The organism is Pseudomonas sp. H3_D04, from assembly GCF_054669175.1.
The window spans coordinates 3687988-3702863 of record NZ_CP162801.1 but is presented as its reverse complement, the minus strand read 5'-3'; the positions used below and the strand labels follow the sequence as shown (position 1 = coordinate 3702863).

The window sequence follows — 14876 nt, the reverse complement described above, 5'->3', positions numbered from 1 at the left end:
TTGCCCGCGAAGGCGGACTCCCATTCACCACAAAATCCCTGGCCAAAAAAAATGCCCGCATCTGACGACACGGGCATTTTTCATTTCAGCTCACGACTCAGAAATCATACTTCGCGGTGACCTGCACGTTACGCGGCTCGCCGTAGAACGTGGTGTCGAAGTTGCCCAGGCCCGTCAGGTAGTTCTTGTCGAAGACGTTGTTGGCATTGACGGTGAAGCTCAGATGGTCGTCGTACTGGTAACGGGTCATCAGGTCCACGAGGGTGTAGCCACCTTGCTTGATCTGGGTGTAGTCGCCCGCGCTGGCGCTGTAGATCTTGCCGTAGAACGCGCTCTGCCAGCTCACGCCGCCACCGACGGTGAACTGGTTCATCACGCCCGGCAGACGGTAGGTGGTGAAGGTACGAACGACGTGTTCAGGGCGCGTGGTGGACAGCGGGTAGCCAAAGATCCGTTGCTCGTCCTGGTCACGGGTCCGGGCGTAGGTGTAGCCCGCGGACAGGTTCCAGCCCTCGGCCAGTTCACCGGCCAGTTCCAGTTCCACACCTTTGGTGGTCGCGCCGTCGATGGCTTTGTAGATACCTTCGTTGGTGACCGGGTTGGTGCCGATCGATTCAGCGACGTTGTCCTGTTCGATGCGGAAGAAGGCCAGGCTGGCGTTCAGCTTGCCTTCGAAGTAGGCCGCTTTCAGACCGGTCTCGTAGGCGTTGCCTTCAACCGGCTGCAGGGTCGAGCCGTTGGCGTCCTTGTAGATTTGCGGCTGGTAGATATTGGTGTAGCTGGCGTACGCGGAGTACGTGTCGTTGAGGTCGTAAACCACACCGGCATACGGGGTGACGACGCCGTGTTCCTTGTAGCTGGCGTGGGTGTCGGTCTGGTTGGCGCCCGGGTTGTAGTTGTAGTCTTCGTTGTACTTGAAGGTGCTCAGGCGGGTGCCGAGGATGAACGACAGGTCATCGGTCGGGCGCAGGCGCGTGGCCAGGTAAACGCCGTTCTGGCTCTGGGTACGTTCGTATTTGCCGTTCTTCGGGAATTCCTGTTTCGGCAGTTCGCCGTTCCAGTCATAGATGCTGCCGGGCACTTGGGAGAACGCACTGGTGTCGTAAGTCGAACCGGTCTGGCGCGAGTGGGACGCCATGACACCGGCGACCAGTTCGTGCTCGCGACCGCCCAGGCTGAAGGGGCCGGAGACGTTCACGTCAGCGGTGTTCTGCACGCGATGACCTTCCCAGCGACCCCAGTAAAGGAACATGCCTTCACCAGTGGCGCGGTCCGGGTTGCCGCCGCTGGCCGAGGCCAGTTGGGTGTCGTGATCGGTGGTTTTCTGGTCCAGGCTGACTTTGAGTTTCCAGTCATTGGCCAGCGCTTGCTCCAGCGATGCAAAGTAGGTGGTGCTGTCGAAATCACGACGGCTCCAGTCGGCCGCCGGGTTGAAGTGACGCGGGAACTCGGTACGGCCGCCATCGGCGAAATATGTCGGGTTACCGGTCCACGACGAACCGCGCGGGGTGGCGCTGGATTTGTCGATGCCGAAGATCAGCAGGGTGTCGTCGGTCAGGTCGGCTTCGAGTACGCCGTAAAACAGGTCTTTCTTCTGGCTGTAGTGATCCAGGTAGGAGTTGGCGTCCTGGTACGTGGTGACGAAGCGACCGCGGACGTTGCCGGAATCGGTCAGCGAACCGGAAATATCACCTTCAGCACGGTACTTGTCCCAGCGGCCGGCGGTGGCGCTGACCGAGGCCTTGAATTCCTTGGTCGGCTTCTTGCGGATCAGGTTGACCGTGGCGGACGGATCGCCGGTGCCGGTCATCAGGCCGGTAGCGCCTTTGATGACTTCGATGTGGTCGAGGCTGGCCGAGTCGTCGCTGTTGTTCGGGTTTTCACCGTACACACCGTCGTAGATAGTGTTGACGCCATCGTACTGGAAGTTGGTGATGGCCTGGCCACGGGCGGAAAACTCGGTACGGTCACTGTCGTACTTCTGCGACGTGATGCCGGGGGTGTTGCGCAGTGCGTCGGCAACGCTGGTGACGCCGCGATCGTCCATCTGCTGGCGGGTGACCACGGTTACCGATTGCGGTGTTTCGCGAAGGGTCAGCGGCAGCTTGGTCGCGGTGGTGGTGGCGCCGGTGGTATAGGAGCCGGTGTCTTCAGTGGTCAGGCCCAGGGCCTGGCCGGAAATCGTGGTCGCGCCCAGTTGCAGGCCCGAACCGCCGCCGGAGACCAGCGTGACGCTGTTGCCGTTGATCTGGAACGAAATGCCGGTGCCTTTGAGCAGGGCACTCAGGGCTTCGGACGGCTCCAGCGAACCTGACACTGCACGGGACTTGATACCCGCCACCTGATCCGGGCTGTAGAGGATCTGCAGGTTGGTCTGCATGCCCAGCTCGGTCAGCGCGTTGGAAAGCGGCTGGACGGCAATGTTCACTTTTACAGGTGCAGCATTGGCCATCGAGCTCCCCAGCAAGGTGGCGGTCAGCAGCACGCTGGTAAACAGGGTGCGATGCAATGTCGGGCGCTGTACGGCCAGCGCGAGAGGTGTGCGGCGTGGTAGAGGTCGCATTACTTACCTGAGCTCCTGAAAAGTGGGGTGCAGAGTTTTTGTTAATAAGAATGATTATTAGACGCGGCGCGAAGCAAAAACCGGAAAGAAAGACGTCAATTAATTTTCAGAAAGAAGAAACCGTGGCGAGGGGTTCGCCCAAATGTCGGCCCGTTAAGAGAAACAACGGTGGGGGCGAGCCTGCTCGCGATGGGGGTATTTCATTCACCATTGAAGGTGACTGATCCACCGCTATCGCGAGCAGGCTCGCTCCCGCAGGGTCAGGCCGGTGTCAGCTCGGTGACGACCCGGCCGCTCTCCATGCGCACCAACTGGTCGGCCACGTCGAAGTAACGGTCATCGTGGGAGATCACGATGATGGTTTTGCCCAGGCGCTTGAGGTCCGGCAGCAGCTCGGTGTAGAAAATCCGGCGGAAGGTCGGGTCCTGGTCGGCCGCCCATTCATCGAACACCAGTACCGGGCGTTCTTCGAGCCAGGCATTGACCAGCGCCAGGCGCTTGCGCTGGCCGGTGGAAAGGTCGGTGGTGGTGAAATTGCCGTCCTTGACGCTGACCTTGTGCGCGATTTCCAGGCGTTGCAGGTATTTGTTGGCGTCTTCGGGGATGTGCGTGTCGCCCTGGACCACGTCATCGAACAGGTAATAATCAGCGAAGATCGTGGTGAACAACTGGCGATAGTCATCACGATTTTGCGCATCAATCGCCTCGCCGTTGACCCGGATCTCGCCCTGTTGCGGCGTGTACAAGCCCAGCAGTAACTTGATCAGCGTGGTCTTGCCGCAACCGTTCTCACCGACAATAAACGTGATGTCGCCTTGCTTGATCGTCAGGTTGACCGGGCCCAACTGGAAGGGTGCAGCGCCTTCGACAGCCGGGAAGGCGAAACGCACATCGGCCAGTTTCAGTTCGTGCACGGCTTGCTTGACGTTGCCCTGATCGCTGAGCAGCAAGTGCGGCTCAGGGGTGGAAAACTGCTCGGACAACTCGGCGATCCGGCGGAAGGCGATCTGCGCACGGCTGACAATCGGCAACGTGCTGATCAAATGCTCCAGCGGGCCTTTCATATACAACAGCACCAGCACGAAGCCGCTCATCACGGTCTTGTCGGCGTTTGGCCAGAAGGATTGCAGCGCCAGCACCAGGCCGATGACCACGAAGAACAGCATCGAGCCGAAGGTCTTGGCGATCACGAAGGTGTTGACCGAGCGCACCTGGGTCTTGCAGATGAAATCGGCTGTCGCCTTGATCCCCGACACGAACATGCGTTGGCGACGCGGGCGGTGGATTCGCAGTTCCTTGGCGCCATCGGCAATCGCGTTGTAGTGCTTTTGCAGCTCGTCTTCAGCGTCACGGGCGGCCATGAAACCCTGCACACCCTTGCTCTGGGCGTAAGCCTGGATCGCGGTGCCGATCAGGATCGCGGCGACCATGATCAGGAACATCGGCCACGACAGGATGGCCAGGTAACCCATGCAACCGAGGGTCACGGTGAGGGAAATCGCCAGGGGGGCGAAGGCGAAGGCGAAGTCGCTGATGGTATCGACGTCGTGGGTCAGGACCGGAATCAAGCGGTGGCTGCGATAGCGTTCGATCTGCTCGATGGGGGCCGACAGGACTTTTTCACCGAGCTGTTTGCGCAGCCTGGCAATGATGTGCTGGCCGACGTAGTTGGTGCCGATGTCCGAGCAGATCGAGCTCAGCAGCGCCAGCAGGCACAGGCCGGCAAACAAGGCGACTACGCCTTGGGTCAGGCCGGTGTCCGAATGCAGGGCGTTGTTGATGGTCGCCAGCAGTACCGTGACACTCAAGCCGCCGACCATGCCCAGGAAAATGGACGCGGCGACGATGAGTCGAAACGGTTTCAACAGGGCGAACAACTCGCCGATGGCGCCACGGGGAGGCTGGGTCATGGAAGACAGTTCCTTGGGTATAAAGGCAGATACCCAGTAGAACGTCTGATCGAAGGGTTAATTTACAGGGGCGCCGACTGGCGGCGTTTGCCGGGCATAGCGAAAATAACTGACACCACACTAAACCTTGTGGGAGCGAGCCTGCTCGCGAAAGCGGTGAGTCAGCCGACATCCATGTCGACTGTTAAACAGCCTTCGCGAGCAGGCTCGCTCCCACAGGATCGGGATTATGGTTTAGAGATCACGCACGATACGGAAACCTATCCAGTCGCCACGCTCTTGCGGGTACTGGCTGTTGCGGTTGCCGGAGCGGGAGAACACTGGCGCTTCACCCCAGTCGTTGCCGCGAATGCGCACCGCTTCGCAGTTGGGTTCTACCCAGGCACTGCCATCGGTGGGCGCGCCGACGTAGTTGGGGTGTTCGCAGTCTTCGACCCATTCGTAGACATTGCCGTGCATGTCGTACAGGCCGAACGCATTCGGTGCATAGCTGCCGACCGGCGAGCTGTAGCTGTAACCGTCCGCCGGGCCGTAGGTGTTGGCGTGTTGGCTGATGCTGTATTCCTTGCCTTCATCGAACGGGAAGGGGAACGGACCCTTGGTGCCGCCGCGCGCGGCGTATTCGCGTTGAGCTTCGCTGACCATGTGGTACTTCTGCCCGGTCTTCTTCGAGAGCCAGGTGATGTAGTTCTTCACGTCATCGAAATTCATGCACACCGCCGGCTGACGCGGGCCTTGCGGGTAACGCGGTTTGCTGGCGACGCACTCGCGACCCGGTCGGGTATCGCCATTTTCGATGGTCACGCCACTCTCGCGCACGTAGCTGTCCCATTCACCTGCGGTGACCTGGAAGCGGCTCATGGCGAAGGGTTTGGCGAAGGTCACCTCGTGCATCGGGCTTTCGTCGGGCTCGCGACCGACTTCATCGTCCGGCGTACCCATGGTGAACGTACCGGCGGGCAGCACGACCATTTCCGGGCAATCGCGGCAGTCCTTGAATACTTTGCCGGGTTGCGGGGTGGTGGCCGCCTGGGCGGTGGTTGGCAGCAGACCGGCGAGGAGGGCGGACAAGGCGAGGGCCTTGAGAGGCACGGTTAATAGATCTCGGTTCATTTGTCGTCTCGATTCAAAGAAAACTGGCGTCTCTGTGGCGAGGGAGCAAGCTCCCTCGCCACAAGGGGCCGCATCAGACGGTTTTGCTCAGCAAGGCCATGACGCGGTCGATATGGTTTTCGGTGTTGAGCAGGCCGGGCGCGATGCGGATCACCGGGCCGACGTCGCGGTCCACCGAGTCGCAAACCACGCGGTTTTTCATCAACTGGACGGCGATTTTTTCGCAGTCGCGGTCCTTGACCCGGAAGAAGGTGAACCCGGCCGACAGGTCCGGGCTCCTGGGCGTGACCAATTCAATCTGCGGGTGTTCCAACAGCCGGTTTTTCGCATAGGTATTGAGGGCGTGAATGCGCGCCTGGACCTCGGCCTTGCCCAGTTCCAGGTGCAGCTTGAACGCCTCGTCCAGGGCCCAGCGATGTTCGAAGCTGTGATAACCGCCGGGGGTCATGATCGTCGAGAACGTGGTCGCTTCGGAGAAGGTCGGAATCGTCGGCGTCACATTCTTGAGCTCGGCTGAACGGGCGCAGATGATCCCGGTGCCGCGCGGGCCGAACATCCATTTGTGGGTGCCGGCGATGAAAAAGTCGCAGTGCATGTCTGGGAAGTCGAGCTCTTCGACGCCGAAACCGTGCACGCCATCGACCACATACAGGATGCGGTCCTTTTCCTCACGATTGCGATTGCGCTCCGCCACCAGCTTGCCGATCTCACCAATCGGCAGCTTCACGCCGCTGCCGGACTGCACCCAGGTCATTCCCAGCACGCGGGTCTCAGGGCGAATGCCTTTGGCAATCGAACCCAGCACCTCATCCGCTGAAACGTTGTGGCTGTTCTCGAACAGCTTGAGCTTGCGCACCTTGACCCCGTCCTTTTGCTGGCGATAGCCCAGAGCGTAATTGGTGGCGTAGTGTTCGTGCTCGCTGGTGAGGATTTCCTGATCCGGGCGCACATGGATGCCGCCGTAGATCAGCGACAGACCTTCTGTGGTGCTGCCGGTCAGTGCGATTTGCTCAGGCTTGGCCTTGAGGTAATGACCGGCCCAGACGCGCACCGCGTGCTCGCGTTTTTCGGTTTCGCCCAGGTCCCAATCCATTGCCAGCCCCGGGTTGCGGTCGAGGTTGGCGCGGTGGCGTTCAATCGCCTCACGCACCGGACGTGGGTGGGACGTCACCAGGAAATTGGCGAAGTGCAGGTAGTCCGGATCCTGGTCGAACAATGAACGCAATTGCGCCCATTTGTCCTTGGACAGTGGCGGTGGATTGGCAGCCAGTGCCGGCAGATTCACGGCAGCACTCAGGGGCAGGCCAGCCGCGAGAATACCGGCCTGCTTGAGGAATGAACGGCGGTTAGTCATGAGCTCGGTTCGCTTTTGCAAAAGAGGACATCAGTTTTTTGCCACCGGTCTGGACGACTTCTGCACCTGGTCCCAGACCCGCAGGAAATTCCCGCCCCAAAGCTTGGCGATATCGGCCTCGCTGTAGCCGCGACTGATCAGCTCGGCCGTCACGTTGCGAGCTTCGCTCACATCCTTCCAGCCCTCCAGACCGCCGCCGTCGTTGAAATCGGAACTGATGCCGACGTGGTCGATACCGATTTTTTTTACCGCGTAATCAATCGCGTCGCCGTAGTCCTTGAGGGTGGCTTTCGGTTCTTCGTCGACGATGGCGTAGAGCTGGCTGGCGTACTCGCCGAAACGTTGCTCGGACCAGACGGTGATCACCGGGTCGCCCGGCATCAGCGCCATCTCCAGGCCTTGCAGCGGTTGCAGGTCGAAGCGTGCGCGCAGGGCGTTGAGTTTGTCTTGGGTGGCCTGGCTCAGCGGACGGATGTAGGTCGGGAAGCCGACAATCTGCACCACGCCGCCGCTGTTCTTGATCAGCTGCATTTCCTGGTCGCTGAGGTTGCGCGGGATGTCCACCAGGGCGCGCGGTGCCGAGTGCGAGGCGACCATCGGCGTGCGGCTCAACTGGGCGACTTGCTCCAGGGCTTTGGTCGACATCTGCGACACGTCGATGATCACGCCCAGATCGTTGAGACGATGCACCGCTTGTTTGCCGATCTCCGACAGGCCCCCAAGGGCGTCGCGCGAATCATTGAAGAACGGCAGCGGTCGGGACGAATCCGCCCAGGCGTTGTTACCCACGTAACTGAAACCGAACATGCGCATGCCACGAGCGGCCCAGGTGTCCAGCGCGGTCAGGTCGTTGCCCAGCGGGTAGGCGTTGAGCATGCTCATGAAGATCGCGAACTTGCCTTCGCCGTGCAGGCGACGGAAATCGTCCGGGGTGTAGGCAATGGCAACCTGGTTGGGGAAGTCGCGAACCATCGTGCTGATGATTTTGTAGCGGGTTTCCTGCTCGAACCGGGCTTCGTCGACGAAGCCGGCGGTGGGGCGATGCGGGGCGTTGGCGCCGTTCCAGATTTCCGGCCAGCCGAAAATCGTCAGGGCCGCGCCGGACAAGCGACCGCGGCCGGTCTTGACCAGGTCGAATTGCCCGGTACCGTCCTTGTCCGCTTCATTGCCGGCGGTGCCGAAGTCCAGCGGTACGGTGACGTGGCTGTCGAACGAGAGGATGCGCTCTTGCAACTCATCGGCCTGTTTCATCACCTTGGCCGGGTAGCCTGGATTGTCCTTGAACCAGTAATCCCAGGCCGCGTAGCCTGCCCCGGCACTGATCGCCAGGGCCAGCGGCAGGCCGATGTAGAGAGCCTTTTTCGAACGTGGTTTTGTCATTGCCATCTCAGTCAGGTTCGTCGCCCCGGTGCGGGCGCAGGGGCCTTTGCTATCTGGGAAGAACGAGTGGTCCGGTTGGAAATTTAGTGGGACTGATGGCCTCTTCGCGGGCAAGCCTCGCTCCTACGGGTTAATGCAGGACCTGTAGGAGCGAGGCTTGCCCGCGAAGCTTGTAAATTTTTGCAGGCAACAAACGTTCTAGCTTGGATAAAGCCTGCTTCATGGCTGACACAGGTAGGGCAATGACGATTTCTCGACGATGGTTCATGGCAGGCCTGGCGCTCACCGGCGCCGCCGTGCCTGCGGCTTTTTATGGGCATCGCGAATGGACGAAACCGGATCCGACGATCACCCCCGGCGAAGCTTCATTCGATGTGGCGGATGTCGCCGGCCAGCAGTTGGCGAACACCTTGCGTGGCGTCTGGCAGATTCGTTTCGAAGGGCGTGACGCCGGTATCGAAGGCTTGCCACGGGACGGGCTGGAAGTGTTTCTCGACGTCGGCCACAAAGGTCGCGGCCTGATCGGATTCCTCGACACCGCCCAGCGTTTACGCTCCAGCGATGAGCCGCGCTACCGGGTGCTGGGCGATCTGGCAGAAGCCAAACCGGCCGAGCTGAGCTGGCGGCTGGTCAGTGCCACCGCCGCCAGAGGCACGCCAGATTACGAATTCAGCATGTCGCTGGACGAAGTCTGGGCCGGTTTCGGCAACGCAGGCAGCGGCACCCTCAGTGGCCGGGTGTTGAACCTCGATCGCCCGTTGATGATGACCGCACAAGACAATCGCTTCATCGCGGTCAAGCGGGTGTTTCCCGAAGCTCGCGAGCGAACCGGTCTCAACGCGCCGCTGCTGGCGTGGCTGGTGTCCGCCGAACATCGGCTGTTTCACCAGCTCTGGCATGCCTCCCGGGACAAGTGGCACACCCTCTCCGAAGACAAGCGCAACGCCCTGCGCGGTATCGGCTGGCAGCCCGGCCCGCGGGACAAGGAGCGTGATGCCCGTGGCGCGCGAAAGGATCGCAACGGTTCAGGCGTGGACTTTTTCTTCATGCACCGGCACATGCTGGGCACGGCGCGTTCGATGCAGAATTTGCCGTCATGGCAGCATTTTCCACTGCCGCAGCCGGAACTGGCCCGGGATCGCATCGGTTTCGCCAATTACTGCGACAACCATGACGGCACCGCATTGCCACCGACCTGGCAGGCCGACGACGATGCCGAATATTCGCAATGGGTCAGCGACATCAAGACCGCTGAGACGTATCACAGCAACTTCCAGGTCTGGGAGTCGCGCTATCGGGATCCGCGTTATCTGTCGAAACTCACCCTTGGGCAGTTCGGTTCAGAGGTCGAGCTGGGGCTGCACGACTGGCTGCATATGCGCTGGGCGTCGGTGCCGCGTGATCCGTCCAATGGCCAGCCGGTGCCGTTCGCGAGGGATCCGGCGGACTTTTCCGCGCGCTGGTATGCGCCGGAAAACGACTTCCTCGGCGACCCGTTTTCATCCCACGTGAACCCGGTGTTCTGGCATTTTCACGGCTGGATCGACGATCGCCTGGAAGACTGGTTTCGCGCCCACGAGCGTTTTCATCCGGGGGAGGTGAGTCGGCTGGAGGTCAACGGTGTGGCGTGGTTTGCGCCGGGGCGCTGGGTCGAGGTGGCTGATCCGTGGCTGGGGCCGAGCACCCATGGTTGCAGCACGACGCCGGGGTTGCAGATGGGCAAGTCGGTCGAGATGGACCCGGAAACCATGAAACTGGCGTTGCGCATCACCTTTGGTGAAGACGATAAAAAGCTGGCGGACCTGTTCCGCAAAGTGCCGCAGCGGCCTTGGTATGCGCGGCATTTGAAGGCCAGGCCGATTGCCAGCTAAACCGATAGACCGGGTTATCGTTCTTCGCGGGCAAGCCTCGCTCCTACAAGGGCATCATATGTACCTGTAGGAGCGAGGCTTGCCCGCGAAGCGGCCCTCACTGGCATCTCAAATCACAGAACCTGCCACCCGCCACCCAACGCCTTGTACAGCGCAATACTCGCCTGCAACCGTGACAACCGCAGCTGCACATTCAGATCCTGCGCCGCATACAGCGTGCGCTGGGTCTCCAGCACGGTCAGCAAATCCTCGGCTCCGGCCTGATAACGGCTTTGCGCGATATTGAAGGCGGTCTGCGCCTGGCTCAGTTCCTCGCTTTGCCACTGTCGCTGTGCATCCAGCCCGCGAATGCTGTTGAGGGCTTTTTCCACGTCGGCGAAGCCGTTGATGATCGCCCCGCGATAGGTTTCCAGCAGTTCTTCCTGGCGGGCCGTGGCTTTGTCGCGCTCGGCGCCCAAGCGACCATTGTTGAAGATCGGCGCAAGCAATCCGGCGGTGAGGTTGTAGAAAGGACTGCGCAGAATATCTGCCGCCCGGTTCGCCCCCGACCCCAGTTCGGCACTCAACGTCACCTTCGGCAGCATCGCCGCGCGGGCGACGGTGACGTCGGCTTGTGCGGCGGCCAGTTGCGCTTCGGCGCGGGCGATGTCCGGGCGGCGGGTGAGCAGTTCGCTGGGGGCGCCGGCCGCTATGGTCGGCCATGACAGCTGATCAAAGCGCTCCTGCCCCAGCGCCAGTTGCTGAACCGGCCGGCCGAGCAGGGCGGCCAGACCGATCAGCGCGTCTTGAGCCTGTTGCTGCACCAGCGGCAACTGCCGTTGTTGCGCGGCCACCAGGCTCTTCTGCTGCGCCAGCTCAAGTGCCGTTGCGGACCCTGAATCGAATCGCGTCTGCACCAGTTTCAATACGTTCTGCGCGTTGGCCAGGTTCAGCTCGGCGATGCGGCTTTGCTCGCGCAGCGACAAGGCCTGCGCGTAGGTGTTGGCGACGCCGCTGAGCAGCGTCAATTCCACGGTGGCCTGATCAAACTCGCTGGCCTGCAAAGCGAATTGCGCGCTGTCACGGGAGGCCCGTTGACCACCCCAGAAATCGATTTCGTAAGTGGCGCTGAGGCTCGCGTTGAAGTAATCGACGGCCTTGTTTTCGCTGTCGGCGTCGAGCTGGCTGTAACCGTTGCCGCGCAGCAGTTTTTGCCGATTGGCGTTGAGGCCAGCCTTGACCTCCGGCAGCAGCGAGCCACCGGCAACCACCGTCTCGGCCTGCGCCTGGCGCACCCGCGCGATGGCCGCGGCCAGGTCGTAACTGCCGACCCGCGCCTGTTCGATCAGTTGATCCAGCTGTGGGCTGCCAAACCGCGTCCACCATTGCAGGTTGTTGCGGGTGGCGTCTTGCGTGTGCGGCGATTGCCAGGCGTCGGGTGGCTGGAGGCCGCTGTCCGGGCGCTGGGCGGGCGTGCCGCAGGCGCCGAGCAACAGGCAGAGGGTCAGTAAACTCAGTTGCGGCTTCATGGAGAGATCATTCACTGGTAAGGGCCGTGACCGGATCGAGTCGGGCAGCTTTGCGGGCCGGCATGAAGCCGAAGACAACACCGGTGACCAGGGCGCAGGCGAAGGCGCCGAGCACCGCTATCAAAGAGAACGCGACCGCGACTTCGCTGAGGATCAGCACGCCGCCGACGATCAGCGCCAGGGCAATCCCGGCGAGACCGCCGACCACCGAAAGCATCACCGCTTCCGTCAGGAACTGGCGCAGGATGTCGCGCTGACGGGCGCCGGTGGCCATGCGGATACCGATCTCCCGCGTGCGCTCGCGCACGGTCATCAGCATGATGTTCATCACCCCGATGCCGCCGACCAGCAGTGAGATGGCGGCAATCGAGCCGAGCATCAATGACAAGGTGTTTTGCGTGCGCGCTTCGGCCTGGATCATCGCGGCGTTGTTGGTCAGTTCGAAATCCTTCTTGCCGTTGTGCAGGCGCAGCATCAATTGCTCGATGGCGATTTCGGTCTCCTTGACCTTGCGTGCGTCGGCAGCGGCGATAGCCACGTATTCGGGATTATGCGTGCCGAACAGCCGCACACTGGCGGCGGAGTAGGGGATGGCGATGCGGTCGTCGCTGTCGGAGTCGCCGGAGCTGGCGCCTTTTTCGGCGAGCACGCCGACCACCTGGAACGGCACGTTTTCGATCAGGATGTACTCGCCGATCGGGTTGGCCACGTCCTTGAGCAACTTGGTCCGCACCTTGTGGCCAATCACTGCCACTGCGGCGGCGTTACGTTCATCGTCCTGGGTGAAATAGCTGCCTTGCACCACCGGCCAGTTGAAGATGGCCGGGAAATTGGTGTCGTTGCCGCCGACGTAGCTCAAGTGGTCGAGGTTGCCGAAACGCACCCCGGCCTCCTGGCCGTTGACCGGCATGATCCGCGTCACCTGCGGCAGGCTTCCCACCGCCGCGACGTCATTCAGGGTGACGATGCCTCGCGGTGTTCGCGGGTTGGGTGATGAGCCACTGAGATAAATGATGTTTGAGCCGAAGGCGCCCATTTGCGCCATGACCTGGCGTTTGCTGCCTTCGCCGACGGCCAGCATGACCACCACCGACGCCACGCCGATGATGATGCCGAGCAGCGTCAGCGCGGTGCGAAAGCGGTTGATCCACATCACCCGCCACGCCGCTTGTACGGCGTCGATCAGTTCGCCTTTCCAGGCCCCGGTCGCTTCGGCGCCTTCGGTCAGGCGCTTGCGCAGATCCACCGCTTGCAGCGCACCGGGGTTGGCCGAGGTTTGTGCTTGAGGGTTGTCCACCGCGCTGTCGCTGATGATCAGCCCGTCGCGGATTTCGATGATGCGCTTGGCCCGGGCCGCGACTTCACGGTCGTGGGTGATGAGGATGACCACGTGGCCCTGGCTCGCCAGTTCGTCGAGCAGGGTCATGACCTCGGCGCCGCTGTGGCTGTCGAGGGCGCCGGTGGGTTCGTCGGCGAGGATGATGTGGCCGCCGTTCATCAAGGCGCGGGCAATCGACACCCGTTGTTGCTGGCCGCCGGAGAGCTGGTGCGGGCGGTTGCCGGTGCGCGACGCCAGGCCGAGGCGGTCGAGCAGGGCGGCGGCGCGGGCATGGCGTTCGGCGGCGGGCAGGCCTGCGTAGATGGCCGGCATCTCGACGTTTTCCTGGGCCGAGCCGGACGGGATCAGGTGATAACCCTGGAACACAAAGCCAAAGGCTTCGCGGCGCAGCCAAGCCAGCTCGTCGCTGTCGAGGGCGGCGACGTTTTGCCCGGCGAACCGGTATTCGCCCGAGGTCGGGCGGTCGAGGCAACCGAGGATGTTCATCAGCGTCGATTTGCCGGAGCCGGACGCGCCGACAATCGCCACGAATTCCCCGGCATGAATCGACAGGTCGATGCCGCGCAACACGTGAACTTGCGGTGAATCGCCGCCGCCGTAGGCTTTGCGGATGTCCTGCAGGTCGATCAGAGGCGTCTGCATTCAGCCGCCACTCCCGTCGGCCGTGCCGATCAGCAGGTGATCGCCTTCCTGCAAACCGTCGAGGATCTGTACCCGCAGACGATCGCTGATGCCGGTGCGCACGTCGCGCTGCTGGATATTGCCGTTTTCAGCGACGACCTGGGCAATTTGCCTATTCGCTTCAGTGCCGGCCTGCAGCGCCGCGACCGGCGCGGTCAGGGTGTTTTTTGCCTGATCCGAAACGAAGAACACCTGGGTGGTCATTTCCGCCATCAGCGCGTTGTCGGCGTTATCGACGTCCAGCAACACCGTATACAGCACCACGCGCGCGCTGCCGCTTTTGCTCGAACTGGCCGGGCTGCCGCCGCCCTGGCTAGTCTGGTCCAGTGGCTTGGGCGGCACCGGCAGAATCTGCCGCACGGTGCTGCTCCAACGCCGGTTGCCGCTGCTGAGGGTGGTGAACCAGGCGGTCATGCCGGGTTTGACGTGGCCGATGTCGGCTTCCGAAACTTCGGCCCACACCGTCATTGGCGACAACTTGGCGATGCGCAGAATCAACGGTGTTTGCTGCTGGGCGTTGAGGGTCTGGCCGACCCGGGCGTCGAGGGCGACCACGGTGCCGGCCATCGGTGCGTAAATCCGCGTGTAACCGAGTTCGGCCTGATCGCTGCGCAGGCTGGCCTGGGCCTGACGGATCTGCGCCTGAAACATGTCGATGCGCGCCTGGGTGGCACGCAGTTCGGCCTGGGCGGTTTGCACGTCTTCTTCGCGGGTCGCGCCGCCGGCCTTGAGGTTCTGCTGGCGCTGGAATTTCTGCCGGGCCAGTTCATGCTGGGCTCGTTGTTCCTGGAGCTGCGCCTTGAGGTTCTCGATGGAGAACCGGCCGGCGTCGAGCTTGGCCTGCTGGGTGGACGGATCGATCTCCACCAGCAGCTGGCCTTCCTTGACGACGTCGCCGACCTCCACATGAATCTTCTGGATCTGCCCGGACGCCTGCGCACCCACGTCGACATAACGCCGGGGCTGCAGGGTGCCCAACGCGGTGACGCTGCTTTCAATGTCGCCACGACTGACTTGCACGGTGGCGAATTTATCCCGGCCCGGTGGGATCACTTGCCAGGCGGCGATGGCGATAACGGGGATCAGACAAAGTGCTACAAGCAGGGCGCGTCGGGTCTGTCGGGGACGTTTCATGCAGGGTTCCGGCCAATGGGTAT

General features: G+C 62.1%; 9 protein-coding genes. 1 reads left to right on the top strand and 8 read right to left on the bottom strand.

Translation table 11 applies throughout. From position 1 onward, the window contains the following. Positions 1-97: 97 nt before the first annotated feature. From AB4N91_RS17080 to pvdM, 5 genes are all read right to left on the bottom strand, one after another. Positions 98-2563 carry a TonB-dependent siderophore receptor gene (locus AB4N91_RS17080; protein ID WP_460111292.1) on the bottom strand — a complete coding sequence of 822 codons (2466 nt, stop codon included), beginning with the start codon at positions 2561-2563 and terminating at the stop codon, positions 98-100. 260 nt (positions 2564-2823) lie between these two features. Continuing rightward, positions 2824-4473, bottom strand: coding sequence for a cyclic peptide export ABC transporter (locus tag AB4N91_RS17075; RefSeq protein WP_460111289.1), 1650 nt, complete (start codon positions 4471-4473; stop codon positions 2824-2826). 234 nt (positions 4474-4707) lie between these two features. Further along, a complete protein-coding gene (gene pvdO / locus AB4N91_RS17070) occupies positions 4708-5586 on the bottom strand; it encodes a dihydropyoverdine dehydrogenase (protein WP_458725507.1) in 879 nt (292 codons plus the stop codon). A gap of 73 nt (positions 5587-5659) precedes the next feature. Then, on the bottom strand, positions 5660-6940 hold the full coding sequence (gene pvdN / locus AB4N91_RS17065) for a pyoverdine-tailoring periplasmic protein PvdN (protein WP_460111285.1): 1281 nt from the start codon (positions 6938-6940) through the stop codon (positions 5660-5662). A 30-nt stretch (positions 6941-6970) separates the two neighbouring features. Then, entirely contained in the window at positions 6971-8320 is a 1350-nt protein-coding gene (gene pvdM, locus AB4N91_RS17060; protein WP_010458449.1) for a pyoverdine-tailoring dipeptidase-like protein PvdM, read from the bottom strand. Positions 8321-8562: 242 nt separating this feature from the next. On the opposite strand from pvdM, the gene pvdP reads away from it, so the two are divergent. Next, positions 8563-10191, top strand: coding sequence for a pyoverdine maturation tyrosinase PvdP (gene pvdP, locus AB4N91_RS17055; protein ID WP_460111280.1), 1629 nt, complete (start codon positions 8563-8565; stop codon positions 10189-10191). A 113-nt stretch (positions 10192-10304) separates the two neighbouring features. On the opposite strand, the gene AB4N91_RS17050 is transcribed toward pvdP, so the two are convergent. From AB4N91_RS17050 to AB4N91_RS17040, 3 genes are read right to left on the bottom strand one after another with little or no spacing between them, the layout of a single operon-like run. After that, positions 10305-11699: an efflux transporter outer membrane subunit gene (locus tag AB4N91_RS17050; protein ID WP_200668038.1), complete on the bottom strand. Its 1395-nt coding sequence runs from the start codon at positions 11697-11699 to the stop codon at positions 10305-10307. Between the two features lie 7 nt (positions 11700-11706). Next, a complete protein-coding gene (locus AB4N91_RS17045) occupies positions 11707-13680 on the bottom strand; it encodes a MacB family efflux pump subunit (RefSeq protein ID WP_460111276.1) in 1974 nt (657 codons plus the stop codon). Further along, positions 13681-14853: an efflux RND transporter periplasmic adaptor subunit gene (locus AB4N91_RS17040; RefSeq protein ID WP_200668040.1), complete on the bottom strand. Its 1173-nt coding sequence runs from the start codon at positions 14851-14853 to the stop codon at positions 13681-13683. Positions 14854-14876 lie beyond the last annotated feature (23 nt).

Coding starts and splice junctions, on each gene's coding strand:
- pvdP (WP_460111280.1), top strand. CDS start 8,563: ATGACGATTTCTCGACGATGGTTCATGGCAGGCCTGGCGCTCACCGGC.
- pvdN (WP_460111285.1), bottom strand. CDS start 6,940: ATGACTAACCGCCGTTCATTCCTCAAGCAGGCCGGTATTCTCGCGGCT.
- AB4N91_RS17075 (WP_460111289.1), bottom strand. CDS start 4,473: ATGACCCAGCCTCCCCGTGGCGCCATCGGCGAGTTGTTCGCCCTGTTG.
- AB4N91_RS17050 (WP_200668038.1), bottom strand. CDS start 11,699: ATGAAGCCGCAACTGAGTTTACTGACCCTCTGCCTGTTGCTCGGCGCC.
- AB4N91_RS17080 (WP_460111292.1), bottom strand. CDS start 2,563: ATGCGACCTCTACCACGCCGCACACCTCTCGCGCTGGCCGTACAGCGC.
- pvdM (WP_010458449.1), bottom strand. CDS start 8,320: ATGACAAAACCACGTTCGAAAAAGGCTCTCTACATCGGCCTGCCGCTG.
- AB4N91_RS17045 (WP_460111276.1), bottom strand. CDS start 13,680: ATGCAGACGCCTCTGATCGACCTGCAGGACATCCGCAAAGCCTACGGC.
- AB4N91_RS17040 (WP_200668040.1), bottom strand. CDS start 14,853: ATGAAACGTCCCCGACAGACCCGACGCGCCCTGCTTGTAGCACTTTGT.
- pvdO (WP_458725507.1), bottom strand. CDS start 5,586: ATGAACCGAGATCTATTAACCGTGCCTCTCAAGGCCCTCGCCTTGTCC.